A 23,359-nucleotide genomic window follows, 5' to 3' on the forward strand; every position below is an offset into this window, starting at 1 on the left:
AAGCTCCTAATTATCAAAATACATTGGCAATTCATTGGCACTAATCGGAGTATTTGATTCTGGCGTTGGAGGCTTATCCATTTTGGATGAGGCTCTGCGCCAACTTCCCGAGCATGATTACATTTATCTTGCCGACTCTGCCAATGCGCCTTATGGGGAAAAATCAAGCGACTGGATTGCGGCACGCAGCCTTGAGCTGTGCCGTCATCTAGCAAGCCAAGGGTGTGATGCCATCGTAGTTGCATGCAATACTGCAACTGCAGAAGCAATCAAACAAATTCGGGAAACGCTCTCCATTCCGATCATTGGCGTTGAGCCAGGCATTAAGCCAGCCGCAATGCAATCTCACAATAATATTGTTGGCGTTCTCGCTACTGAAGCCACGCTCAAGAGCGATAAATTTAATGCTCTGTTAAATACGCTCCCGAATAATTGCCAGTTCATTAAGCAGGCTGGCGCAGGCTTAGTTCCTTTGATTGAATCAGGAAAAGCCGATAGCGAAGAAACGTTAGAGTTACTAGCAAAACATCTTGAACCAATACAGGATGCTGGTGCAGATACACTGGTGCTTGGCTGTACCCACTATCCCTTTCTCAGAAAATCCATTCGCAAATTACTGGGTGAGTCCATCACACTGATTGACACTAGCGATGCAGTGGTAAGACAACTCAAGAGGCAGCTAGAGCCCCTTCAAAAAGAGGGTTGGCTGAAGAACTACGGTTCAGTATTGCTTCTCAGTAGCAAGGACGATGCATCCTTATTGCAAATGGCGCAAGAATTAATGTCTGCTGATCTCAGCCTGCATTCCGTAGAAGCGCACATCTTAGGCAAAACAAGATGAGCTCTTTTCTCAATAAATTAGATGACTTTCTGCCGTTCACGAAAACTGAACGCATCATTATTGCAATCGTATTGCTCTTGCACGCGCTGCCTGCTCTTGAATTTATCCACCTGAGCAAGCGCCCTCCAGTTTTGGACGATACGCGCGTCATGGCCAATCTAGTAAGCCCAGAAGCCTCCCAACAGCCGCCTGCTGCCGCTCCACCGAAGCCCAAAGAAGAGAAAAAGGCAGTAAAGGAGAAGACTAAAGAAAAGCCTTTGGAGAAACCCAGCCCAACCCAGGCACAACAGACGCCACAGCAAAACCAACCACAAAGTAAAACGGATGCTCAGTCAGCATCCCAAACGCAAAATGCAGCAGTTGCCCCTGCAACTAGTGGGGGCGCTAGTGGCACACCGATTCAGACAGACATTGGTAAACTGGTTGTGGTTTATCAGCCCGATGCAGATGCCTACTATCCTTCATTCTCTAAACGCTCTGGAGAACAAGGGGCGGTTGTAGTGCGCTTAATTATTGATGAAACAGGAAGTGTTGAAGATGTAGCATTGCTGCAGTCAAGCACCTTTCCTAGGCTTGATCGCGCCGCTACCGATATTGGCAGACGCTATCGCTTTAAACCGTTTTTAGTAAATGGATCACCCCAAAGAATTTCCACCAATCTTTTAATTAAATTTAATCTCAAGAATTAATCAATATGAATACACCATTTGGCATAGCGAATCTTTGGCTTGAAGGCGATGCAATTACTCGTTTTGTGGCAATTGCTCTGCTCACCTGCTCTATTGTGACTTGGGTAATTCTGCTAACCCGCCTTTGGGATTTACGCAATCTACGTAAACTCAAACCTGAACTCGAGCAGTTTTGGCGCGCCACTTCTTTTGAGCAAGGCTTACAAGCCTTTAGTAATCACGCTGCTAATCCCTATTATCAAATTGCTAAATCAGCAACAAAAGCATCGGCACACCACCAAAACCAATCCACCAATCATCGTGAATTGTTGCAAACACTGAACTATTCCGAGTGGATGGCCAGAAGCATCAAAAATAGCGTTGATGGTATTGCCGCTAGCTTGCAGAAGGGTTTAACTTTCCTGGGCTCCACTGGCGCCATTTCCCCGTTTATTGGCTTGTTTGGTACGGTGTGGGGCATCTACCATGCCTTAATCTCCATTAGCAGCTCTGGTAGCGCACAGATCGATCAGGTTGCCGGACCAATTGGAGAGGCGCTCATCATGACTGCACTTGGATTAGCGGTAGCGATTCCTGCAGTTCTTGCCTTTAACGCCATTAATCGCGCTAACAAATTATTTGTTGCCGATCTGAATCGCTTTGGTAATGATCTATTAGCCTACTTTGTCACTGGTGCCCGCATAAGCTCCGGAGAATAATCATGTCTTTTCATATTCAAGACGAACAAAACGACGATAGCATCATGTCGGAAATCAATATGACGCCCATGGTGGACGTCATGTTGGTACTACTGATTATCTTCATCATCACCCTGCCAGTCATTCAACAGGCAGTGAAAGTAGAGCTGCCAAAAGCCAATAGCGTCCGTAATGAAGTGAAGCCTGAATCCGTTCAACTATCAATTAATGCTAACGGTCAAATCTTCTGGAACAGCACACCGATTGATCTGAAAACCTTTGATGGCTATGCAGAAAAAGCTGCTCAAAAGGATCCCCAACCAGAAATCAATCTACGCGCTGATAAGTCAGTGAAGTATGAGTATGTCGCTCAAGTACTAGCTGCCTCACGTCGTGCTGGCCTCACTAAATTAGGATTTGTCACTGAGCCAAATTAAAGATTAGTTTGGCAGAGAAAAGCTTGGCTTATTGGATCGCCTGCTTATTTAGTTTTGTAAGGCAATTTAGAGAGCACGCATGTCTCTTCGCTGGTATGAGTACCGTTACCGATCGTGGCACCTAAGATACCACCCTGAATTTTTTCTACCTTCTTGAACTTGCCAGTAACTGGATCAAGAGTGATATTGGTAGTCACAGTACCAGCTGGGTAAGACACCCCCATCACTTCTTCTGGCGCAAACTTTGCCTCAATCAATATCAAAATATTGGGGCGTGCAAGTGTGATGCTTTTGACAACCTGCGATCCCAATGCATCCGACTGATCTAAATCCCGGCCATCCAAATACATCTTTGCCTTTTGTGCGCCTGAAGCTAGCATCAGCTTCATTTCATATTCTTCGGTATAACCTTTTTCTGAGCGCTTGCAGTTAAATTCCATAACGTCTATGCCCCATGCCGCCAGAGATGAGAAGGTCAGGCAAGAACAAATTAAAATTTTGGGTAGATTCATATGTGTGAGTGTCTTTGGTGCCCGAGGCCGGAATCGAACCGGCACGACTTTTTTGAGTCGGCAGATTTTAAATCTGCTGTGTCTACCGATTTCACCACTCGGGCCCGCACCAACAATAAAGCCGTGCTAAATAAATCAAGACAAACGAAATTTTAGCACGCAAGCCCCTGTTTACCCTCATGAAAGCCCCCAGAGTCCCTTTCGCCCCACAACCCAAGGCTGGACTTAACAAAACATCTAAAATATCTCCATGAATGCACCGGCAAGATCATCTGGAGTCAGCAAGCTTTTACGATCCCTCTTTTGGCTGGCTGGACTGAGTCTTGCGCTGGCTTTGGCGCTGAGTCTGAGCTATTTATATTTTGCACAGTCCAATATCTCCGGTAAGCGCACCATCAAGAGTCTAGGTGACTCAGTTTCAATTACATTTGATGAGGTGGACATCCCCCATATCAAGGCTAAGAGTCAGGCGGATGCTTACTTTGCCCTGGGCTATTTGCATGCAAGCGAACGCTCCTGGCAATTGGAAATGAATCGCCGTATTGCTAGCGGAAGGCTTTCAGAAATCCTCGGCAATGACACCGTAAAAATTGATCGGTTTGTGCGCACCCTTGGCGTCAAAAGAGCAGCAGAGCGCCAATTTGATCGCTACCCCGTTTCCGCAAAACGATTGCTACAAGCTTATGCTGATGGCGTGAATGCTGGCAATGCGCAGTTAGGTTGGGCTTTACCAATTGAATATTTCTTAACAGGATCAAAACCAGGCCATTGGTCACCAACAGACAGCGTTGCATGGATGCTGATGATGGCTTATGACCTTGGTGGCAATTGGCACAAAGAATTACAAAGACTTGAGCTCTCACAGTACCTCACAACCAAACAAATTTGGGAAGTTGTTCCGCCCTATGAGTCCAGCGATCCTGTGAGTAATATGGATTTTTCTAAACTCTACCGAGAACTTAAAGTCTTCCATGCCAATCCTGCTCCAATAGAAGGAAGACCACAAAACTTACCTTCTACAGAGCTCAGTCGCTGGGTCCGTCAGTGGGACCAGATGGGCGGTAGAGACGGCATTGGCTCGAATAACTGGGCTCTCAGTGGCAAGCTGAGCTCTACTGGCAAGCCACTGCTAGCCAATGATCCACATCTTGGACTATCTGCACCAGCTATCTGGTACTTTGCTCATCTAGATGCGCCGGGATTAAATGTGATTGGCGGAACTTTACCTGGCATCCCAGCAATTGTTTTAGGCAGAACGGATAAGTTTGCTTGGAGTTTTACGAACACTGGGCCAGATGTACAAGACTTATACATAGAGCAAATTGATCCAAAAAATCCTGGTATATATCGTGGTCCAGATGGTCCACTCCCCTTCAAAGTACATCAAGAAATCATTGACATCAAAGGCGCACCATCTTTGACTTTCTTGGTAAAAGAAACTCGGCATGGCCCCGTCATCTCGGATTCTTATGCTCGAGCTAAACGTGCGATTGATACTGATCGTTTTGCACTAGCATTACGTTGGACCGCTTTAGATATCGAGAATCAATCCGTTGTTGGATTATTTGAAATGAACCGCGCAGCTGATCTTGATCAATTTAAGCAAGCGCTTCGAAAAAATTACGCTCCGATGCAAAACGTAGTAATGGCAGACAGTGAAGGTAATATCGCTTATCAAGCCGCTGGCATCGCCCCCAAAAGAACTTTGCACCAAGGTTTATATGGCGTAGCTCCAGCCCCAGGCTGGGAGCGCCAATATGACTGGAGCGGCTACGTCCCTTTTGAGCAACTTCCCGCCAGCAATAATCCCGAACAAGGTTGGATTGCAACGGCCAACCAAAGAATCATTGCTGCCAATGATCCGAACCCCTTAACTAGCGACTGGGATTTACCAACACGTTATGACCGCATCGTAGATCTCATTAAGTCTAAGAATATTCACTCTGTAGATGATATGAAAACCATGCAAGGCGATACTTTATCACTTGCTGCAACACCGCTTCTCGAGCTGTTTAAATCGAGCCAAGGTTCACATCCATTAAGCGCCAAAGCAATGGAGATTGGCAACACTTTTGATGGTGATATGAAAGTCGATAGCGCAGGCGCACTTATTTTTAATGCGTGGGCGAATCAACTCACTCAAGCACTATTCTCTAGGTTGAGCTATCTTTTTTCCGAAAATTATGGAGCCCGAAATTATCGCGCTCCATTAATCAATCAGGTCAAAAATCCAACTAGCCCATGGTGCGACGACCCTAAAACAGAGTCGGTTGAAAGCTGCCAGGAGGCGTCTAATAAAGCCCTTGATAAAGCATTAGAGTATTTGAGCAAAGAGTATGGCAACGATCCAAAGTCTTGGGCCTGGGGTAAAGCACACATTGCCATCTCAGAACACCGACCCTTTAGCAAAGTGCCCATACTTGGAAGACTTTTTAATATCAAGACACCCTTCCCGGGAGATAGCTTTACCGTCAACGTAGGCAGACTAGAATTGTTGCAATCACAAAATCCCTACGAAACACTACAAGCACCTAGCTTAAGAACACTCTATGACTTATCAGATCTTGAAAAGTCTCTTTTTATATATCAGGCCGGTCAATCTGGGTGGGTACAAAGTAAGCTATATCGAAATATGAATGCCTTGTGGGCGAACAACGAATATCTTCCACTCAAAATGAAGTCGGAAAATACCCTTCGTCTGCTTGAGTTAAACAATAAGTAATCAGCAGTAAATATTCCAAAACTGACAAAATTGGCACTTTATTGATCCATGGTGGGTAAAATAAGCCCATATTTCATCCTGTAAACATAAAGGCTTTCCATGAAAAAAATTTCTTCCCTCCTCTTTTTAAGTGCCGCTTTGACTTGCTCTGGTACTGCATTTGCAGAGTGGCAAGAGATTGGTAAAACAGATGCTTTTACCCTCTACGCAGACACGGCCACGATTCAAAAGCAAGGCGACAAAGCGCAAATTATTTCTATGTTGGATTTTAAAAAGCCAGGACAGAATCCAAAAACTAAAGAGAATGCCAATTCGATTATTGGCCTCAATGAATTTGATTGCAGCGCCATCAAATATCGTCCAATCGAATTTAAAGTATTTGCCGGCAATATGGGCAAAGGCAAAGTTGTAGAAGAACAAAAAACTCCCGACAACCCATACGAAACAATTGAAAATGGCTCATGGCCAGCCGGAGTCTATAACGTTGCATGCCGCACCAATTAATAGACATTTGGTTGGTTTGAGGGGGGCTGTCTTTTTATGCTCAGCCATCTCACTTTGCTGTATTAATGGCTGCGCAGCCCCGCTTGCGGTATTGAGTAGCTCTGGGACGGCCGCTGCCAGTAGCGTAGGCACTGCAGCTGTGGCTAACCCTGGAACAGCAGTAAGTCTCGCCTCCTCTGCAACAACCGGAAAGTCGCCCTTGGAGCACGTAGCTTCTGCAGCCACCAAGAAAGAATGTAGTTTTTTTAATGTCTTAGATTCAAAACCCATCTGTATCGATGTCGTTCTGCCCAATATTACCGATAACAGCCACCCCCTATTGGGACCTGCGGACCTACCTCAGAAATCCAGTCAGTAATATTGACGTGCGATTCCTCTCCCACCCCCAATCATGGGGATATCGGTCTAAAATCAATATTCATTAGCAAACTAGCGACGAATAAATATGGCCTCAGAAAATTATTACCTCACCCTTACCTGCCCTAATAAACCTGGAATTGTTGCCGCAGTTTCTACCTATATATTTGAACTAGGCGGTGATATTGAGGAGGCTCAACAGTTTGATGACAAAGCGTCAAAACGATTTTTTATGCGGGTTAGTTTTAGCTGCCCTGCGAGCGCAGACTCTTTAAGGGCGGGTTTCCTGGAAATTGCGAAACGCTTTGAGCTGACCTGGGAATTGCGGGCAGTGAAAGATCTCAAGCGAGTATTAATCATGGCATCGAAACTAGATCACTGTTTGGTGGACTTGCTGTATCGCTGGCGGATCGGTGAACTACCCATGATTATTTGCGGCATCGTCTCCAACCATCCGCGTGATGTCTATGCCAGCATCGATTTTGCTGGTATCCCCTTCTACCATTTACCAGTCACTCCTGACACCAAACCAGCGCAAGAGGCTAAGCTCTTAGAAATCGTTGCCGAGTCTAAAGTAGATATGGTCATTTTGGCACGCTATATGCAAATCCTGTCTGATGAACTTTCTACCAAGCTCTCTGGTCGCTGCATTAACGTTCATCATTCATTCTTACCAAGCTTTAAGGGTGCTAAACCGTATCACCAGGCCCATGCCCGCGGTATTAAGCTGATTGGTGCTACCGCCCATTTTGTCACCAGCGACTTGGACGAGGGTCCCATCATTGAGCAAGACGTTACCCGCGTTACCCATGGCGACACCCCAGAGGATTTAGTACGCAAGGGGCGCGATCTGGAGCGCACCGTTCTCTCAAGAGCATTACGCTACTACCTGCATGATCGCGTTCTCATCAACGGCGCCACTTCAGTAGTCTTCTCCGACTAACTGAATCAAAAAGGATTAAGGCCTGACCCCTGGGGACTCGAGGGGCATACCTCTCGCTCGCCACATCAGAAACAACTCTAACTGAGCCATTTCTGGCGAGCCATACTCAAATTGCTGCGCCCTCACACCGCTCATACAGTTGCGCAGTCGTCTCTGTAGTGATCCCAAGGTCTGCCACTCCAAGCGATAGATGGGATAAGCATTGGGGTGCCCTTGCGGAATGAGACTACCCCCAAGCTTTAAGCCCGCCCTATCCTCATGGCATTGAGCGCAAGATAAATTGAGTTGCCCCATGCGTTCATTAAAAGTCTGCCGACCTTTTTTCATAAAAGATGCATTGGCAGCATTCTCGGTAATGGCGATTGGCATTCCTTTGGATTGAAAGGCAACAAAAGCTGTTAAGGCCAAGAGATCTTTGCTCTCATAGGCCAATGGCGGCAATGATTGCGCACCCACTCGACATTGATTAATCTGCCCCTCCAATGTTTGCAACTTGCCTTTTGTTACCTTTGGAAATTGAGTTGCAACGCCACGCATGTACTTTTTGGCATCACCGTGACATGAACTGCACGATGTATTTTGTGGTCCCATTTTTTGCTGCCACAAAGCCTCCCCATCGCCAACCCAAAACATAGCAGGATTTAACAGAGGATCATCTTGCATCGCCTTATTTTCTGGGGACATTAATTCATAGCTAGACTGCTGCATTAGCGAAGCTGAGTGCGCCGACCCTATGATGATCGGGTTGGCCAGTAGGAAGTAAATACTGGCTAGTAAGCGAGAGAAATAAGCTATACGTTTGATCACGAAACAGTAATACGCGCCTGATTAACCGCTTCATAACCATCATCTCCAACCCACTTAAATTCGAGAGTGCCAGACTCCACTGCAATAGTGGTAAAGATGATTAAGGGATTTGCGCCAATTCCAGGGTAGAAGTCTGCTTTGAATACTTCCACATTGTTATACGTGCAGGTAAAGGTGCGAATGATATCCCTTGGAATCAGTTTGCCACCCTCGGTATAGCGAAAACCTGACTCCATATCATGCTGTGCAATCGCGCGAATCTCGATGATGGAATCTTTTTTTGCCGTTGCAGGCATCGTAATAGAGGTACGGGATGTTTTGCTCATACCATCTCCGTACATGCTGAGAGTGTTACCAGTGTCTCGGCAGAGCCGGACCAAAAGCTACCATTACTCATCTGCGCAATAGCCCAAACCTTCTGACTATCAGCCAAGCGAACTCGGGTAGTGATGTTCGCTGTGCCAGATCGAGGAGTGAGATATACGGTAAAGATATTAGGTAAAGGATTGCCCTCAGCAATCACATGAATGGTCTTCACATAGTCATTTCCAGTCATCGGACTATCAACGCTGACTTTTAGAACAACCAAATTGCCATTCTCCACCAGCGGTGGAATGGTGAGGTTTACCTTACCCTCTGTAATGGCCGCGCCACCGGTAATTTTTTTAATCGCTTCATCAGCATCTTCTTTTTTAGCAAAAGCCACTAATGGTTTTACACAAAAACCAAGGGCCAATAGACCAAGGCCCTGAACTTGCTTTAGCCAATAACGACGAGCGTTGTGAGAAATTTTTTTCATCAAGATCTTGGTTAATTAGAATTATTTAAGGTCATCAAAAAAGCAACAACGTCCTCAATTTCTTGACCAGTCAATATCGTTTGGCCGGCAAACTTCGGAGCTACACGATTTAGGTGACTAGTTTGATAATAGGAGGGCATGATCGTCTGCGGATTAAAGTGAGCTGCATTGACAATGCGCGCCCTTAACTGAGGCGCATTTAAACGTGCAACACTTGTTTGAAGCTCTGGCGCCAAGTTCCCCTGAAAACGCTCCTCAGGAAATGGCCCACTGTGACACAACAAACATAAACCCGTTTGACGACTTGCCACAATTGCTCTGCCGCGCTGTGCATTCCCAGGTTCAGCAGAAAGGGGTTCGTTAATCGAATCCCCAGCAATGACTTGAGCATTTACAACACTGAAATCGAGGATGACTAGCAATAAAAACGCTAGTGCAATCCTCTTTTTCATAGGCAAGGCATCACTTTTACTGGACTCTTATACCAACTTGATGCCACTGTTTTTCAAAGGCACCGTGCGTAAGCGCTTGCCTGTTGCGCGGTAAATCGCATTGAGAACAGCGGGTGCCGCGACCGCAATCGTTGGCTCACCTACCCCACCCCAGTCCTTGCCACCACCTTGAATGATGATCGTTTCAACTTTAGGCATCTGATAGAGACGAATGGAGTTAAAGGTATCGAAGTTCTTCTGAACAACAGCACCTTGCTCAATAGTGATCTCTTCTTCAAATAGAGCGGATAGACCATAAACAAATGAGCCGGAGACCTGACGAGCAACTTGCGCAGGATTAACAACATAACCAGGATCAGTTGCAGCAACGATGCGATGAATTTTCACTTCATTACCATTGGTCACTGAGAGTTCACAAGCTGCGGCAACGTAGCTACCGAAAGAGCGCATTTGCGCCACCCCACGATAGATTCCAGGCTTGGCTGGCTTGGTCCAACCAATTCCATCTGCTACAGCGTTGAGTACTGCGACAGCACGTGGATATTTTTCCATATGTTTGCGACGGAATTCAACAGCGTCCATACCCGTGGCTTCAGCCAACTCATCCATAAATGTTTCAATAAAGATCGCATTCTGGTTAACGTTTACACCACGCCAAAATCCTGGCGGAACGTGTGTATTACGCATTGCGTGGTCAATATTTAAGTTTGGGAAGCTATAGGTGATGCCATGCTCACCAGTAGGCTCAACACCTTGGAACACCAAAGGATCCTTGCCCTTGTTTGCTTCAACCACAGCCGGACGCACAGCCGCCAAAATAGACTGGCCGGATAAGCGCATATTGACTGCTGTAACGTTTTTCTTGTCGTCAATAGCAGCAGACATTTTGCACATCATCACCGGGTGATAACGACCTTGGGTCATATCCTCAGCACGACTCCAAATAAGCTTAATCGGCGTGCCTGGCATTTGCTTAGCAATATTCACCGCCTGAGTTGTGTAATCCTGGAAAGCGCCACGACGGCCAAAGCCACCGCCAAGGTTTACCTTGTACACATTACATTTATCCGCAGGTAAGCCCGAAGCTGCAATCACGGCAGCCAATGAAGCCTCACCGTCTTGAGTGGGAACCCAGGCTTCACAAGAATCTGCAGTCCATTTTGCAGTCGCAGTTTGTGGCTCGAGGGTTGCATGATTTAAGAACGGATAGAAATAAGTAGCCTCTAACGTTTTAGAGGCGCTAGACATGGCTGCTTTTACATCACCATTCGCGTTGTGCACAAACGCATCATTTGCGTTGAGCCCCTCTTCTAACATCTTCTTAATAGATGCGCTAGACACATTTACGTTGGCTCCGCTATCCCAAATCACACTCACTTGGTCTAAAGCAACCTTAGCTTGCCAGAAAGTCTCTGCAACAACCGCTACCGCTGAATCGCCAACCTGAACTACCTTCTTGACGCCCTTCATGCTTTGGGCTTTAGTTGCATCGTAGCTCTTTACTTTGCCACCAAATACTGGAGACTCCTGAATCGTCGCCACCAACATGCCCGGCATCTTTAAGTCAATTGCATAAACTTGCTTGCCGGTGACCTTGTCAGCAACACCATCAATACGGTTTACAGACTTACCAATCAAAGACCACTCTTTCGGATCCTTCAATGGCACTTCTTTTGGCACCTCTAGCTGTGATGCAGCAATCGACACTTTGCCGAAAGTAGTTTTCTTACCAGATGGTGTATGCGTAATGACGCTATCTTTTGCCACACACTCTGATGCAGGCACATTCCATTGATTAGCAGCCGCTTGAATCAACATCATCCGTGCAGCAGCGCCGCCTTTGCGGACATACTGCTCTGAAGTACGAATGCCGCGGCTGCCACCAGTAGAGTAACTACCCCAGACTTTATTGCGCTTTAGATTTTCGCCAGGCGATGGATAGTCATATGAAACTTTTTTCCAATCACATTGCAATTCTTCCGCAACCATCTGAGCCAAACCGGTGATGGTGCCTTGACCCATTTCAGATCGAACGATACGAACAACGACAGCATCATTAGGCTTCACGACAACCCACACGCCAATCTCTGGCGTAGCTAATGGCGTCATTGCAGTTGTGCCTGTGCCCATCGCCGCATGTGCGGCAGACATGAATGAAAGATCAAAGCCAATAGCCAAGCCTGTGGCAATTGCGCTAGAGCCGATAACGAAGTGGCGACGGGAAGTATTTGTATTGTTAGTCATTTAAGTTCCCCTTAAGCCTTGCTTACTGCATGAATTGCTTCGCGCACTTGCTGGAAGGTTCCGCAACGGCAAATATTGGTCACAGCAGCATCAATCTGTGCATCAGTTGGCTTTGGATTATTGCGAAGCAGTGCTGTTGTCGCCATTACCATGCCGGACTGACAATAGCCACACTGCGGCACTTGATTGTCTAACCAAGCTTTTTGAACTTTAGAAAGCTGACCGTTCTTTTCTAAACTCTCAATAGTCTCAATCTTTTTACCTTCTACTGCTGCCACAGGAATAGAGCAGCTGCGAATTGCTTGACCATCAAATAAGACTGTACAGGCGCCACACTGACCCACTCCACAGCCGTACTTTGTTCCGGTCAAGCCGATTTGTTCACGAATTACCCAAAGCAACGGGGTATCCGGATCAACATCCACCTTGTACTTTTTACCATTGACATTTAAATCAGCCATGTGTGCTCTCCTGTAATTTCTTATAATTTTTGAGGCATTTAAATTGCCCCTACTTTTGGTATGATTATCTTAAACAAGAATTGATTTATTGCTTTGCAACATAAGTGGGGGGGCAGTAAGATCCTTCAATGATCTATGGCTTCGTACAAATCCTGCTCTTTCAAAGCCTTGGGGAGCTTGTTTCCAAATTTCTATTACCCACCCTACCCGGTCCGGTGATAGGACTGGTTCTTTTAGTTCTCTGGTTGGTGCTACGCAAAGGGATCAACTCTGAGTTAACCATGGTAGCCGATGGCTTTAGCCAGTATCTTGGCCTGTTGTTTGTTCCTGCGGCAGTTGGTGTGGTGCTCTTCTTGCCACAACTCAAAGCCAATGCGATAGCCATTATTAGCGCTTTAATCGGCAGCGTCATCCTCACGATTGCCTCAAGCGCCTTCGTTGCGCGCTTTCTAAGCAAGAAAGAATCTCATGAGTGAAAAGCACTCCATTGTAGAAATTTGGGTCTATTTATCAGGCAGCCCGCTCTTTGCTTTATTTGTTACTCTGGCTGCTTATCAGATTGGATTGAGTATTTATAAAGCAACACATCAGAATCCCCTTGCCAATCCAGTAGCTATAGCCATTCTGATTGTGGCAAGCATCATTCAATTTATTGAGATGCCTTACTCCACCTATTTCGAGGGCGCCCAATTTATTCACTTTTTATTAGGCTCGGCAACAGTTTCGCTTGCCATACCAATTTATCGGGGTCTGAGCAGTCTGAAGGGTAGATCTATCCCTTTAATTGCATCGCTTTGTACGGGCGGCTTGGTCTCAATTATTAGCGCTGTCGGTATAGCAGCTCTCTTAGGCGCAGACTCCAGCATTACTGGCGCCATGTATCCCAAATCCGTCACTGCGCCAATTGCCATGGGTATTGCAGAGCGAATCGGTGTCTCGCCCACTCTCACTGCAATCTTTGCAGTGAGTACCGGAATTCTTGGTGCAATCTTGGCGCCTTTTGTTCTGAATGCATTGGGAATGAAGGCTTGGTGGCAAAGAGGCTTTGCCATTGGTATTGGTGCACATGGTATTGGCACCTCACGTGCATTTAGCATTCATCCAGAAGCTGGAACTTATGCCAGCTTAGCCATGGGAATGAACGGCGTGATCAGCGCCGTTGCTATTCCAGTGATCTATCACCTTTTTAATAAGTGATTGATTATTGCTTATTTGAGCCGCTCGAATCTACTTAGCGTCTCATTATTGAATCTTCATTGCCGCATCAATTGCATCACCTAAAACACTACACAGAAATTCCACCTCTTCAGGCTTAGAAATAAAAGGTGGCCCAACAGCAATAGATTCGCCTGCTACGCGTACAAGCGCCCCTCTTTCAATGCAGGCTTCCAGCACTTTCATTGAACGAAGGCCTGGCTTACCAGGGACGGGTTCGAGATCTACAGCGCCCGATAGACCGATGTTTCTAATATCCAAAATACCAGACTTTCCTTTTAATGCGTGCAAGCCATTTTCAAGAACAGGTTCAAGCGCTTTAGCGCGATTGACCAAATCATCTGACTCAAAAATATCTAAGACCGCATGACCAGCTGCAGTCGGTATCGGGTGACCCGAATAGGTATAGCCGTGAAAGAATTCAATAAGCTGCTCTTGTCCGCCGTTCGCAATAATGCTCTCATAAATGTCGCCACGCACAATGACACCGCCTAATGGGATCACACCATTGGTGATGGCCTTAGCAAACGTAATCATGTCAGGCACAACCCCAAATCGATCAGCGCCAAAGTTAGCACCCAATCGACCGAAGCCTGTAATCACCTCGTCAAATATCAATAAGATGCCGTGCTTAGTACAGATCTCCCGTATCTTTTGTAAGTAACCTTCAGGCGGAACAATAACGCCAGTAGAGCCTTGCACTGGCTCTAGAATGACTGCAGCAATAGTGTTGGGATCATGAAGGGCAACAATCTTTTCCAACTCTTCGGCTAAGTGCGCGCCCCACTTTGGCAGCCCTTTTGAGAAAGCCATTTGCGAGAGATTGAGCGTATGAGGCAAATGATCCACTCCAGGGATCATCATGCTGGCAAACATCTTGCGATTAGCAACCATACCGCCAACCGAGATTCCACCCATACCCACTCCGTGATAAGCACGATCTCGGCCAATCAGTCGGATGCGCGATGCATTGCCCATCACACGGTGGTACCCAATTGCAATTTTCAGGGCTGTATCCACAGCCTCTGAACCGGAGTTTGTAAAAAAGACTTTGTCTAATCCCTTTGGCGCCATTTTGGCAATTCGATTGGCTAGGCTAAAAGTAGCTTCACTGGCCATTTGAAACGCAGGGCAATAGTCCATGGTTTCAAACTGCTTCTGAATCGCTGCACCAATCCGTGGATCAGCATGCCCCAATGGGGAGCACCATAACCCTGATAAGCCGTCAAATAGCTTACGACCATGATCATCAAAGTAGTAAGCTCCTTTAGCGGATTGCATGATCTTCGGATGATGCTGAAAATAGCGATTCGGAGTAAATGGCAGCCAATAGGCCGACATATCAATGCCGCCAGAGGTCTTAGGTGATGTTGTCATGTGTCTCTCTAATTAATCTTTGTAAGCTAGATTCTGAATTTCTAATACTATAGTACTCATCTCACGTATTCGTCTAACAATCGGACCCTTAAATGAACCACCTCAAATCCCTACTTCTGAGTATTTCTGGACTTTTGACTCTTTTAGCTTTTAACAGTACTGCCTCAGCAGCTCCGGATACGGATTGGCCTAAAAAATCCATTGTTGCGATCGTCTCGTTTCCTGCTGGCGGCTCCACCGATATTTTTGCGCGTAGCGTAACCGCCCCTCTAGCTGAAGCTTTAGGTCAATCCATTGTGGTTGAGAACAAGCCTGGAGCCGGTGGCATGATTGGCTTACAAGCTGCAGCCAAGGCTGCTCCAGATGGATACACCATTCATATCAGTGCCTTGACGAATCAATCGATCTCTTCAGCCCTGTTTAAAAATCCACCGGCTGACTTGCAAAAGGACTTTGCTCCAGTGGCATTAATTGGGACGATTCCACATTTAATCGTGGTGAACCCAACCGTACCCGCAAAAAATCTCCCAGAGCTGATTGCATTCATCAAATCTAAAAAGGGTGACTTTAATTATGCATCCCAAGGTAACGGCAGCCTGTCGCATTTAGAATCCACCCTCTTCATGCAGCGCATTGGCGCCACCGGCACCCATATTCCGTATAAGGGCAGCAGTTTTGCCTTACCTGACTTGATTGCTGGCAACACCCTCATGATGTTTGATAGCGTGACCGCTTCGCTACCTCATATCCAGAGTGGCAAGCTACGTCCGATTGCGATAGCAGCTGCAGAACGCTCTCCTTTGATGCCAAATGTTCCGACATTGGGTCAAGATGGCATGAAGCAATTTGATGTAGAAAATTTCTACGCGGTATATGTACCAAAAGCTACCTCACCAGCGATCATTGCAAAACTCGAAAAAGAGATTCGGAAAATCTTGACCAATCCGGATTTCAAAGCGCGCATGGCGACCCAAGGTATTCATCCGCAGTTTGCAAACTCCGAGAAACTCACTGAAATTACTGCCGAAGAAGCAAGCAAATGGGCTAAAGTAGTACAGTCAGCGAATATTAAAGTTGATTAAGTCTCTATAAATAGATAAGCCCCTTATGTTGATATCCCCACCCTTTGGCGGCGGTCGTGCGCCTGTTCTAGCTAAAAATACTGTTGCGAGCTCTCAACCCCTAGCGACTCAAGCAGGTATCGAAGCCCTTCAAAATGCAGGCAATGCGGTTGATGCGGCGCTAGCTACCGCAATCACCCTCACCGTTGTTGAGCCCACAATGAATGGCATCGGCGGCGATGGTTTCGCAATTCTTTGGGACGGCAAAAAGATTCATGGCTTAAATGCTTCTGGTCGTGCGCCAGCGGCCTGGAAGCCAGAATATTTTGCTGGTAAATCAGCAATGGATCTGATTGGCTGGAACACCGTGACTGTTCCTGGCATGGTTGCCGGCTGGGTAGCACTCTCCAGAAAGTTTGGGAAACTCCCCTTCGCTCAATTGTTTACACGGGCAATTGACTATGCGGAAAATGGCTTTCCAGTTTCGCCTGTTATCGCCCGCCAATGGCGTGAAGCGATTCCGATTCTAAAGAATCAACCTGGGTTTGCAGAGTCCTTCTTAATTGATGGCAAGGCGCCTCAAGCGGGGCAGATATGGAAGTACCCTGCTCAAGCCAAAACTTTAAAAGAAATTGCCACCACTGAAGGAGAGTCTTTTTACAAAGGCCCTCTTGCACAAAGTATGGTGAGCTTTGCGCAAGCGACTGGTGGTTGCTTCACAATGCAAGATTTTGCTGATAACCAACCGGAATGGGTTGAACCCCTTGCCTTTGACTATGGTGATTACACCTTGTTAGAAATTCCACCGAATGGCTCAGGTATTGCAGCGCAAATTGCCTTAGGTATTTTGCAGGCCGCCAATGTGAAGCAATATCCAGCCAATTCAGCGCAGCGCATCCATCTGCAGATTGAAGCAATGCGGATGGCATTTGCCGATGTTTATGCCTATGTGTCTGATGCACGTTCAATGGAAATGCCAGTGACTTCTCTCTTAAATAGAGATTACTTAGCAAGTCGCGCAGCCATGATAGATCACAGCAAGGCAGGCAGTTACGGTGCTGGCGACCCGCATTCAGGAGGCACGGTTTACCTGTGCGCCGCAGATGCATCTGGCATGATGATTTCGTATATCCAATCTAACTTTAAAGGTTTTGGTTCTGGCGTTGTCGCGCCTGGCGGCATTGCTTTTCATAATCGCGGTATGAGTTTTAGACTTGAAGATGGTCACCCCAATCAAGTTGCTCCAGGTAAGCGCCCTTTCCACACCATTCTTCCTGCGTTCTTAACCAAGAATGGCAAGCCTGCAATGGCGTTTGGCGTCATGGGCGGCAATATGCAACCACAAGGCCATATTCAGTTCGTGATGCGGTTTGTCGATGAATATCTCAATCCGCAAGCCTGCTCTGATGCTCCGCGCTGGCGCATTGATGATTTAGGAAAGCTCACTGTTGAAGCGTCAATGCCAGCAAGTGTTGTTGAGGGATTAAAAGCCCTTGGTCATGAAGTTGCCGTGCAACCTTCTAACAGCTTAGATTTTGGCAGTGCACAAGCCATTGCCAAATTAACTGAAGATGAAAACTCTGCTTATATCGCGGGTAGTGATCATCGCAGAGATGGATTAGCGGCAGGGTTTTAGCCCACTAAAGCGCAAATGCTTCCTGCAAAATACCAAGGCTGGCAGATAAGGTTTTAGGATTGCTTCTTCCTATTTTCTTAACTAAGCGTAATTTATCAATCGATCTAATTTGATCCAAAAGAATAAGCCCCTTTTTTCCATCATGCGTAATGGGCACTCGAAATAAGGCAGGACTACCTTTGGTGGTCATTGGCGCTACGATTACTGTGCGCAAATGATCGTTTAATTCTTGGGGCGAAACCACAATACATGGTCGCGTCTTTTTAATTTCACTTCCTATTGTTGGATCCAAGTTAATGAGCCAGATTTCCCCACGAGAAACAATGCTCTTTACCAAACCCAATCTCCATCTTCTTTATTTGCAAAATCACCAAGAACCAATTTATCCTCACCAGACTTAGCCAAGCTTTGGGCATCTTTCGCCCAATGTTCTCTTGCGGCATTTTTAGGCCTACTTAATATGATTTTTTCTCCATCAATGGTCATATCCACCACCCCCTCGATTCCAGATTGCTCAAGAATAATCTTTGGAATGACCACACCTTTAGAGTTGCCAATAGCACGAACAGCTACCTGCAATGGTGCTTTTGCCTCATCATTTGATTTATGACTTTTATTCATAGTAATAACAATGTTATTACATTAAATCTGATAAGTCAATTGAGCACAAAAGCTTTATTTGGTAGGCAAGCAATTCATATAGAAGCGCTTGATTTCTTGATCACAGCTTACATCTCTGGGCTCAATTGGCCTTTGCAATGTGATTCCCTCAATTGTTTTGCAACGACTTAAAGCTACATAGACTTGTCCTGAAGCGAATGCGCCTGATGAGAGGTCCACCTTCACTTTATCGAGCGTTTTACCCTGACTCTTGTGAATGGTTACAGCCCAAGCCAACATTAACGGTATCTGAACATAAGTGCCAATAATGCTCGGGGAAATCTTTCCCGACATCATGTCGTGATCGTAGCGATAGGATTCCCACTGATGGCCCGTTACCTCTACGGTATTTGAGTAAGGGCCGTTCTGCACCATCACCTTTACCTTATCCGGTAGCATCTCTCGCACCACACCAATCGTGCCATTGACCCAACGCTTCGGAAATCCCGGATCTGTTGCGGTAAACATCACCTTAGCGCCAACCTTCAGTACCAAGTTATTCGGCGAAGGCAGGTTGCGCTCATCAATATTGAATTTCCCAGTCGACTTGCCAGCATATACTTTGCCTTCAGTCGAAATAGCGCGCAGCCCTGCCCCATTAATTTGATCAGCACGTGCATTGGTCGTTGTGAGCGTAATCGTTTGCTCATCTATCTCAGCATCTTTTTTAAAACACTGGGCATTTAAGGTATCGATAGCCTCATCGACATCGTGATTAATCCGAATGCGGTTAAGTAAGTCTGCAAAGTGCTCATCCTTTTGGCGAAAGATCTTAGACAGCTCCACCATCGTGACATCTTTACGATGTAAGGCCATCGCACAGAAGAAATATGGCCCTTCGTAACCACGATCAGCCAATACCTGCATATCAGCACTAGAGACTACAGGCGGTAATTGGAATAAATCCCCCAAAAACATCACCTGAATACCACCAAATGGCTTGCCTTTTTGAGGGCCGTTCTCGCGCAGGAATAAATCCATGGCGTCGACCACATCAGCACGCACCATCGAGATCTCATCGATGATGAGCAAACGAATATCTTTATAAAGGCGCTTATCGCGTAGTGGCTTGATATCTTCTTCGGGGAAAATCAATCGCGGCGGCAATCTAAAGAAGGAGTGGATCGTAACGCCTTTAACTTGAAGTGCCGCAACGCCAGTAGGAGCAACTACTACGACGTTACCAGGGATAGTGTCCCGCAAATAACCGATTAAGGTTGTTTTACCAGTGCCCGCTTTGCCGCTAACAAAAATATAAGGATCGTGATGCTCGATAGCCTCAATGACCGCCTGATAATCGGGGGTGATTTCAATATCGGGGGATTGGACGGATGGGGTAGACATCCCCTATTGTTTCACGGCATCAGCTACGCAACGAAATCCAATGTAAACCACAGCGATATCACCCGACTTGGATTCCACATCAGACTCCTGCTGTCTTTCTGGTCCATACCACCATGAGGCGCCACGTGTAATGTATCCACCATTGCGCTCGATTGCAGTCCATTCCCAAACATTCCCGCCCATGTCAAACAGCCCATTGACACCTGGCTTAGTAGTATTAGTAGTGACATGACCTGTACCACGATTCAATGCTCCTGCTGGCGCCAAACCTTTATAGTCGCCACAGCCACTCAAGCAGTGAGAAACTGCTGGATTACTACCACCTGGATAAGCGTAGCGTTGACCTTTTACATATCCAGTTGGAGGATTGATTCTTTGTTCCAAATACGCAGCGTTAGTCCACTCCGCATCCGTTGGCAAACGCTTGCCATAAAAACGGCAGATGGATTCTGCTTCTTGTTGATTTAAATGAACTGCTGGCTCAGCATCTTGCGCCTGAACGCCATAAGGCGTCTTCCAGGTCCAACCCGGCTTTTGCACAAAGCCTGCTTCATATGAGAGGCCGCCGCCCTTCTTTTCTGCTGCGCTAGTGAATCCAGTGGCAGCCGCATACGCCTTGACATCGGCGATATTCATCTCCTTTTGATCCCAAATGAGATTACCGATTCGTACTGTAGGGATGGTCGAATTGGGGGCGCCTTGACTTGGCGAAGATCTGAGCATGAAATACAGCGCAATAGCTGAAAGCAGCAAACCAAATAGAATTGCAGTGAAATCAAATTTTTTCATGTCAAAAACTGTAATAGAAAAAGCTCCACTTGGGAGCTTTTGAGATCTTGAGTGGGGCGAACGACGGGGCTCGAACCCGCGACAACCAGAATCACAATCTGGGACTCTACCAACTGAGCTACGTCCGCCACTGAAGACCTAGATTATAGCTTTTTGGCCAAAATACTGTCAAAAATGCCCTTTACGCCTCAACTTCAGGGGTCTCGAACTCAAAAGCGGCCCAATCCCCAAGGCATAGGCTCGCATCAATAAAAAAGTCGGTAATAGCGGCTTTGCTCTGAACCTTAGCCAAAGCATGATGATCGGAGAGCCTTTGACGCCAATAACGAGAGCCTGCCCTACCATGCGCCAATCCCAGAATATGCCTTGTGAAGGCGCCGATATAAAAAGGTCTACCTTTGGCTTGGCACTCATCAAACCAGGCATGCACTTGTTTTACCAATGCAATTTGAATGCGATGCCATTCGGTTTCACTAAAGAGATATCCAGCAGCATCCCCATTGGTATTAATCATGTCATCCCAACCTAATAGCAAAGCTGGAAAGTGATAAGCCGCTCTTCCCACCATAAAACCATCAAAGTCATTCCAGTGACCTGCGATTTGATCGTTTGTTTCTAATCCACCATTAAGCAATACTTTGAGATTCGGAAATTGTTTCTGCGCATCCAGCCTCAGTTTGGCAGCCACTTCATAACGCAATGGCGGCTTACTGCGATTTTCTTTGGGCGATAAACCTTTGAGTACTGCATTACGCGCATGAATAGTGACTTGACTCGCGCCTGCATCCGCCACTGCGAGAATAAAGTTCAAGGCAAATTGATAATCGACCTCTGAATTTGCAGCATCCATCGAGTCTAAGCCCAAGCGATGCTTAACCGAGATGGGAATATCAACTGCGCTTTTCATTGAGCGGACACACTCAGCCACTAAATTAGGCTCGGCCATAAGGCAGGCCCCAAATGCACCGCGTTGCACACGCTCCGATGGGCACCCACAATTTAGATCGATTTCATCGTAACCCCATTGCTGAGCGAACTCAGAAGACCTTGCCAAATCATTCGGCTCGGAACCCCCTAATTGCAGCACTACGGGATGTTGATCTTGTGAATAATCTAAGTGACGAGGAACATCACCATGCATCAGCGCACCAGTCGTTACCATCTCGGTATACAACACCGCTTCTTTTGATAGAGTGCGATGAAAAGAGCGGCAATGACGATCCGTCCACTCCATCATCGGAGCAACAGCTAGGCGTTTTTTATTTTCCACAGAAGCTTTTTTATTAAAAAATAATGTCAATTATTTTAGTGAGCCCAGGAAAGCTGTCGCTCTCTGCGCTGCCTCGTCATACGTTGGCCTGTAATTAAGCATATCAATTTCAGAGAACTGGGCTTTTAGCACCACCGACCTGCTAGCTATCTGACCAATAAATGTCTGAGCATTCTTTCGCAAGAACTTAGCCGCCTTTACCAAGGCTTCAGGTTCGCGCTCAATGACTAAAGATAGATCAAATAAATCACGAGCAGTAGCACTGTCGCCCCGATGCCATAATTTTTTTGCCACAATCTCTGTGGCGGTTTCTACCCGAATATGTTGCCCACCAATATTCCATGTCTCAAATGGCTCTTCAGTTAGATTTGGCGACGCCACAAAGTCAATCTCCCCCTCCGATCGAATTAACTTAACGTAAGAGCTTTGATCTTCAACATAGTCGGCACTCACAGCTGCAGCTACATCACTTAAGCGCGGAGTAACAAATCCCAGATACTGAGGATCTGGGACAAATATATCGATGTCCTTACTATGACGATGCCGATAACGAAACATCAGCACTGTTCCGCCACCAAAAGTCCAGAATAGGTCATGCGTTCCGTGATTCTTAATATCTTCAATAATTGAAAGTGCATGGAGTAACAAATCTTTCCACACGCCTTCAGGAATCTCGCGCTCAATAATGTTGCTCATGGATTAAGCCCAAGCCGATCTTGGCGAATGCATCTCATGCGCCCACCGATTGATATTTTTCCAAATGACTTTTGGTGCCACCTGATTTACCGCTGCCGCCTCTTCAACTGCAGACACAATAATTTCTAATGGCGCTTCATCCAATAGCGTTGCTATATGGGGGTAGATACTCTCGGATAACTCTCCACATGCCAACGAATAGGATAAGTCCCTGCTTTGCAGCTTAGTCTTATAACTAACACTAGCCGTCTTGCTGGCCATGTCTAACCCATGATGCTTTTTGCTATGTTCTTGCGTAATTACATCTAACCCCAGCAATGAAAGCAAGGACAGCAATTTAGCGGCGCCCAAATCTTTCAAGCTACCCTTCTCTAGATGATGGATAGTTGACCTTGATAGACCACATAGCTTTGCTAACCGCCCCTGGGATAAGCCCAGATCAGATCGACGCTGCCCTACTTTGAGACCGATTTCTCGTAAGTTCATGGATACACTATAGCATAAATTGTGTAATATATTACACATTATTCTAATACGGTTAAGTAATTGCCAAGTTGATCTCAATATGTCTCCCATTACGGATCAACAAGGACAGGTGACTCATTGGCTCTGTCTCCAGCGCGATATTAGCGATCAAAAGACTACCCTGGATGCGCTCACTGAAAAAGAATTTAGCGTAGTGAAGGCTGTAGCCGGAAATAGTGAAATTACACTTAAAGAAATTGCCGATAAGCTTCATATCAGCGAACATACACTCAGAAATCATTTAGCCTCCATTTATGAGAAGCTAGGATTGCGTAGCAGACTAGAGCTTTATATTTTCTGCAGCAAGTTTATGAATGAAATCAATGACAAATAACTTGTGT

The 23,359-nt window shown here is 46.3% G+C and carries 28 protein-coding genes and 2 tRNA genes; 13 read left to right on the forward strand and 17 right to left on the reverse strand.

Features of this window, described 5'->3' with window-relative positions; genetic code table 11:
• The first annotated feature begins 34 nt into the window (after positions 1-34).
• The 4 genes from murI to ICV36_RS05590 are packed head-to-tail and all read left to right on the forward strand — an operon-like array spanning position 35 to position 2,644.
• Positions 35-841, forward strand: a complete 807-nt coding sequence (gene murI / locus ICV36_RS05575) for a glutamate racemase (protein ID WP_215399638.1) — start codon at positions 35-37, stop codon at positions 839-841.
• Positions 838-1,530: an energy transducer TonB gene (locus tag ICV36_RS05580; protein WP_215399639.1), complete on the forward strand. Its 693-nt coding sequence runs from the start codon at positions 838-840 to the stop codon at positions 1,528-1,530. Before murI ends, ICV36_RS05580 begins: the two co-directional genes overlap by 4 nt.
• A 5-nt stretch (positions 1,531-1,535) precedes the next feature.
• On the forward strand, positions 1,536-2,228 hold the full coding sequence (locus ICV36_RS05585) for a MotA/TolQ/ExbB proton channel family protein (RefSeq protein WP_215399640.1): 693 nt from the start codon (positions 1,536-1,538) through the stop codon (positions 2,226-2,228).
• Positions 2,229-2,230: 2 nt separating this feature from the next.
• The gene (locus ICV36_RS05590) at positions 2,231-2,644 is read left to right on the forward strand and encodes a biopolymer transporter ExbD (RefSeq protein WP_215399641.1); all 414 of its coding nucleotides are present in this window, start codon (positions 2,231-2,233) and stop codon (positions 2,642-2,644) included.
• Between the two features lie 44 nt (positions 2,645-2,688).
• On the opposite strand, the gene ICV36_RS05595 is transcribed toward ICV36_RS05590, so the two are convergent.
• Entirely contained in the window at positions 2,689-3,156 is a 468-nt protein-coding gene (locus tag ICV36_RS05595) for a hypothetical protein (RefSeq protein WP_251374932.1), read from the reverse strand.
• Positions 3,157-3,171: 15 nt separating this feature from the next.
• Positions 3,172-3,260: transfer RNA gene (locus tag ICV36_RS05600), tRNA-Leu, on the reverse strand.
• 146 nt (positions 3,261-3,406) lie between these two features.
• On the opposite strand from ICV36_RS05600, the gene ICV36_RS05605 reads away from it, so the two are divergent.
• From ICV36_RS05605 to purU, 4 genes are all read left to right on the forward strand, one after another.
• Entirely contained in the window at positions 3,407-5,878 is a 2,472-nt protein-coding gene (locus tag ICV36_RS05605) for a penicillin acylase family protein (RefSeq protein WP_215399642.1), read from the forward strand.
• 99 nt (positions 5,879-5,977) lie between these two features.
• Positions 5,978-6,382: a surface-adhesin E family protein gene (locus ICV36_RS05610; RefSeq protein WP_215399643.1), complete on the forward strand. Its 405-nt coding sequence runs from the start codon at positions 5,978-5,980 to the stop codon at positions 6,380-6,382.
• Positions 6,333-6,740, forward strand: coding sequence for a hypothetical protein (locus tag ICV36_RS05615; protein ID WP_215399644.1), 408 nt, complete (start codon positions 6,333-6,335; stop codon positions 6,738-6,740). The genes ICV36_RS05610 and ICV36_RS05615 overlap by 50 nt, the downstream gene beginning before the upstream one ends.
• 87 nt (positions 6,741-6,827) lie before the next feature.
• Positions 6,828-7,682 (forward strand): formyltetrahydrofolate deformylase, encoded by an 855-nt coding sequence (gene purU / locus ICV36_RS05620; protein WP_215399646.1) that lies wholly within the window; start codon positions 6,828-6,830, stop codon positions 7,680-7,682.
• 15 nt (positions 7,683-7,697) lie between these two features.
• Here the strand turns inward: purU and soxA are convergent, their stop codons facing one another.
• The 6 genes from soxA to ICV36_RS05650 are packed head-to-tail and all read right to left on the reverse strand — an operon-like array spanning position 7,698 to position 12,445.
• On the reverse strand, positions 7,698-8,489 hold the full coding sequence (gene soxA, locus ICV36_RS05625; RefSeq protein ID WP_251374933.1) for a sulfur oxidation c-type cytochrome SoxA: 792 nt from the start codon (positions 8,487-8,489) through the stop codon (positions 7,698-7,700).
• Positions 8,486-8,815, reverse strand: coding sequence for a thiosulfate oxidation carrier complex protein SoxZ (locus ICV36_RS05630; RefSeq protein WP_215399647.1), 330 nt, complete (start codon positions 8,813-8,815; stop codon positions 8,486-8,488). The genes soxA and ICV36_RS05630 overlap by 4 nt, the downstream gene beginning before the upstream one ends.
• Positions 8,812-9,288 carry a SoxY-related AACIE arm protein gene (locus tag ICV36_RS05635; protein WP_215399648.1) on the reverse strand — a complete coding sequence of 159 codons (477 nt, stop codon included), beginning with the start codon at positions 9,286-9,288 and terminating at the stop codon, positions 8,812-8,814. Before ICV36_RS05635 ends, ICV36_RS05630 begins: the two co-directional genes overlap by 4 nt.
• A gap of 11 nt (positions 9,289-9,299) precedes the next feature.
• Positions 9,300-9,740, reverse strand: a complete 441-nt coding sequence (soxX, locus tag ICV36_RS05640) for a sulfur oxidation c-type cytochrome SoxX (RefSeq protein WP_215399649.1) — start codon at positions 9,738-9,740, stop codon at positions 9,300-9,302.
• Between the two features lie 27 nt (positions 9,741-9,767).
• Positions 9,768-11,984, reverse strand: coding sequence for a molybdopterin cofactor-binding domain-containing protein (locus tag ICV36_RS05645; RefSeq protein WP_215399650.1), 2,217 nt, complete (start codon positions 11,982-11,984; stop codon positions 9,768-9,770).
• 11 nt (positions 11,985-11,995) lie between these two features.
• Positions 11,996-12,445 carry a (2Fe-2S)-binding protein gene (locus ICV36_RS05650; protein WP_215399651.1) on the reverse strand — a complete coding sequence of 150 codons (450 nt, stop codon included), beginning with the start codon at positions 12,443-12,445 and terminating at the stop codon, positions 11,996-11,998.
• A gap of 128 nt (positions 12,446-12,573) precedes the next feature.
• On the opposite strand from ICV36_RS05650, the gene ICV36_RS05655 reads away from it, so the two are divergent.
• Together ICV36_RS05655 and ICV36_RS05660 are read left to right on the forward strand one after the other, a co-directional pair.
• Positions 12,574-12,921 (forward strand): CidA/LrgA family protein, encoded by a 348-nt coding sequence (locus ICV36_RS05655; protein WP_215399653.1) that lies wholly within the window; start codon positions 12,574-12,576, stop codon positions 12,919-12,921.
• Positions 12,914-13,642, forward strand: a complete 729-nt coding sequence (locus tag ICV36_RS05660; RefSeq protein WP_215399654.1) for an LrgB family protein — start codon at positions 12,914-12,916, stop codon at positions 13,640-13,642. The genes ICV36_RS05655 and ICV36_RS05660 overlap by 8 nt, the downstream gene beginning before the upstream one ends.
• 45 nt (positions 13,643-13,687) lie before the next feature.
• Here ICV36_RS05660 and ICV36_RS05665 read toward each other — a convergent pair whose 3' ends face one another.
• On the reverse strand, positions 13,688-15,037 hold the full coding sequence (locus ICV36_RS05665) for an aspartate aminotransferase family protein (RefSeq protein ID WP_215399655.1): 1,350 nt from the start codon (positions 15,035-15,037) through the stop codon (positions 13,688-13,690).
• Between the two features lie 92 nt (positions 15,038-15,129).
• Between ICV36_RS05665 and ICV36_RS05670 the strand changes: the two genes are divergently transcribed.
• Complete coding sequence (locus tag ICV36_RS05670; protein ID WP_215399656.1) at positions 15,130-16,119, forward strand: tripartite tricarboxylate transporter substrate binding protein; 990 nt, start codon at positions 15,130-15,132, stop codon at positions 16,117-16,119.
• Positions 16,120-16,144: 25 nt separating this feature from the next.
• Positions 16,145-17,734, forward strand: coding sequence for a gamma-glutamyltransferase family protein (locus ICV36_RS05675; protein WP_215399657.1), 1,590 nt, complete (start codon positions 16,145-16,147; stop codon positions 17,732-17,734).
• Positions 17,735-17,738: 4 nt separating this feature from the next.
• Here ICV36_RS05675 and ICV36_RS05680 read toward each other — a convergent pair whose 3' ends face one another.
• From ICV36_RS05680 to ICV36_RS05715, 8 genes are all read right to left on the reverse strand, one after another.
• Positions 17,739-18,059: a type II toxin-antitoxin system PemK/MazF family toxin gene (locus ICV36_RS05680; RefSeq protein WP_215401584.1), complete on the reverse strand. Its 321-nt coding sequence runs from the start codon at positions 18,057-18,059 to the stop codon at positions 17,739-17,741.
• 5 nt (positions 18,060-18,064) lie between these two features.
• Entirely contained in the window at positions 18,065-18,355 is a 291-nt protein-coding gene (locus ICV36_RS05685) for an AbrB/MazE/SpoVT family DNA-binding domain-containing protein (protein ID WP_215399658.1), read from the reverse strand.
• Positions 18,356-18,409: 54 nt separating this feature from the next.
• Positions 18,410-19,738, reverse strand: coding sequence for an ATP-dependent RecD-like DNA helicase (locus tag ICV36_RS10290; protein WP_215399659.1), 1,329 nt, complete (start codon positions 19,736-19,738; stop codon positions 18,410-18,412).
• Positions 19,739-19,741: 3 nt separating this feature from the next.
• The gene (locus tag ICV36_RS05695; protein ID WP_215399660.1) at positions 19,742-20,527 is read right to left on the reverse strand and encodes an SUMF1/EgtB/PvdO family nonheme iron enzyme; all 786 of its coding nucleotides are present in this window, start codon (positions 20,525-20,527) and stop codon (positions 19,742-19,744) included.
• 52 nt (positions 20,528-20,579) lie between these two features.
• Positions 20,580-20,655: transfer RNA gene (locus tag ICV36_RS05700), tRNA-His, on the reverse strand.
• Between the two features lie 53 nt (positions 20,656-20,708).
• Complete coding sequence (dusA, locus tag ICV36_RS05705) at positions 20,709-21,797, reverse strand: tRNA dihydrouridine(20/20a) synthase DusA (protein WP_251374935.1); 1,089 nt, start codon at positions 21,795-21,797, stop codon at positions 20,709-20,711.
• 30 nt (positions 21,798-21,827) lie between these two features.
• The gene (locus ICV36_RS05710) at positions 21,828-22,493 is read right to left on the reverse strand and encodes a nucleotidyl transferase AbiEii/AbiGii toxin family protein (RefSeq protein ID WP_215399661.1); all 666 of its coding nucleotides are present in this window, start codon (positions 22,491-22,493) and stop codon (positions 21,828-21,830) included.
• A gap of 3 nt (positions 22,494-22,496) precedes the next feature.
• A complete protein-coding gene (locus ICV36_RS05715; protein ID WP_215399662.1) occupies positions 22,497-22,979 on the reverse strand; it encodes a helix-turn-helix transcriptional regulator in 483 nt (160 codons plus the stop codon).
• 79 nt (positions 22,980-23,058) lie between these two features.
• Between ICV36_RS05715 and ICV36_RS05720 the strand changes: the two genes are divergently transcribed.
• The gene (locus ICV36_RS05720) at positions 23,059-23,352 is read left to right on the forward strand and encodes a response regulator transcription factor (protein ID WP_215399663.1); all 294 of its coding nucleotides are present in this window, start codon (positions 23,059-23,061) and stop codon (positions 23,350-23,352) included.
• The last annotated feature ends 7 nt before the right edge of the window (positions 23,353-23,359 follow it).

This window comes from Polynucleobacter sp. MWH-UH35A, assembly GCF_018687075.1.
Lineage (GTDB): Bacteria > Pseudomonadota > Gammaproteobacteria > Burkholderiales > Burkholderiaceae > Polynucleobacter.

Excerpts from the sequence above, each read along its gene's own strand:
- ICV36_RS05660 (WP_215399654.1), top strand. The coding sequence starts at position 12,914 with ATGAGTGAAAAGCACTCCATTGTAGAAATTTGGGTCTATTTATCAGGC.
- ICV36_RS05695 (WP_215399660.1), bottom strand. The coding sequence starts at position 20,527 with ATGAAAAAATTTGATTTCACTGCAATTCTATTTGGTTTGCTGCTTTCA.
- ICV36_RS05720 (WP_215399663.1), top strand. The coding sequence starts at position 23,059 with ATGTCTCCCATTACGGATCAACAAGGACAGGTGACTCATTGGCTCTGT.
- ICV36_RS10290 (WP_215399659.1), bottom strand. The coding sequence starts at position 19,738 with ATGTCTACCCCATCCGTCCAATCCCCCGATATTGAAATCACCCCCGAT.
- ICV36_RS05655 (WP_215399653.1), top strand. The coding sequence starts at position 12,574 with ATGATCTATGGCTTCGTACAAATCCTGCTCTTTCAAAGCCTTGGGGAG.
- ICV36_RS05590 (WP_215399641.1), top strand. The coding sequence starts at position 2,231 with ATGTCTTTTCATATTCAAGACGAACAAAACGACGATAGCATCATGTCG.
- ICV36_RS05605 (WP_215399642.1), top strand. The coding sequence starts at position 3,407 with ATGAATGCACCGGCAAGATCATCTGGAGTCAGCAAGCTTTTACGATCC.
- ICV36_RS05595 (WP_251374932.1), bottom strand. The coding sequence starts at position 3,156 with ATGAATCTACCCAAAATTTTAATTTGTTCTTGCCTGACCTTCTCATCT.
- ICV36_RS05645 (WP_215399650.1), bottom strand. The coding sequence starts at position 11,984 with ATGACTAACAATACAAATACTTCCCGTCGCCACTTCGTTATCGGCTCT.
- soxX (WP_215399649.1), bottom strand. The coding sequence starts at position 9,740 with ATGAAAAAGAGGATTGCACTAGCGTTTTTATTGCTAGTCATCCTCGAT.
- ICV36_RS05670 (WP_215399656.1), top strand. The coding sequence starts at position 15,130 with ATGAACCACCTCAAATCCCTACTTCTGAGTATTTCTGGACTTTTGACT.
- purU (WP_215399646.1), top strand. The coding sequence starts at position 6,828 with ATGGCCTCAGAAAATTATTACCTCACCCTTACCTGCCCTAATAAACCT.
- ICV36_RS05715 (WP_215399662.1), bottom strand. The coding sequence starts at position 22,979 with ATGAACTTACGAGAAATCGGTCTCAAAGTAGGGCAGCGTCGATCTGAT.
- ICV36_RS05675 (WP_215399657.1), top strand. The coding sequence starts at position 16,145 with ATGTTGATATCCCCACCCTTTGGCGGCGGTCGTGCGCCTGTTCTAGCT.
- ICV36_RS05630 (WP_215399647.1), bottom strand. The coding sequence starts at position 8,815 with ATGAGCAAAACATCCCGTACCTCTATTACGATGCCTGCAACGGCAAAA.
- ICV36_RS05580 (WP_215399639.1), top strand. The coding sequence starts at position 838 with ATGAGCTCTTTTCTCAATAAATTAGATGACTTTCTGCCGTTCACGAAA.
- ICV36_RS05615 (WP_215399644.1), top strand. The coding sequence starts at position 6,333 with ATGGCTCATGGCCAGCCGGAGTCTATAACGTTGCATGCCGCACCAATT.
- ICV36_RS05610 (WP_215399643.1), top strand. The coding sequence starts at position 5,978 with ATGAAAAAAATTTCTTCCCTCCTCTTTTTAAGTGCCGCTTTGACTTGC.
- ICV36_RS05685 (WP_215399658.1), bottom strand. The coding sequence starts at position 18,355 with ATGAATAAAAGTCATAAATCAAATGATGAGGCAAAAGCACCATTGCAG.
- ICV36_RS05665 (WP_215399655.1), bottom strand. The coding sequence starts at position 15,037 with ATGACAACATCACCTAAGACCTCTGGCGGCATTGATATGTCGGCCTAT.
- ICV36_RS05585 (WP_215399640.1), top strand. The coding sequence starts at position 1,536 with ATGAATACACCATTTGGCATAGCGAATCTTTGGCTTGAAGGCGATGCA.
- ICV36_RS05710 (WP_215399661.1), bottom strand. The coding sequence starts at position 22,493 with ATGAGCAACATTATTGAGCGCGAGATTCCTGAAGGCGTGTGGAAAGAT.
- ICV36_RS05650 (WP_215399651.1), bottom strand. The coding sequence starts at position 12,445 with ATGGCTGATTTAAATGTCAATGGTAAAAAGTACAAGGTGGATGTTGAT.
- ICV36_RS05635 (WP_215399648.1), bottom strand. The coding sequence starts at position 9,288 with ATGAAAAAAATTTCTCACAACGCTCGTCGTTATTGGCTAAAGCAAGTT.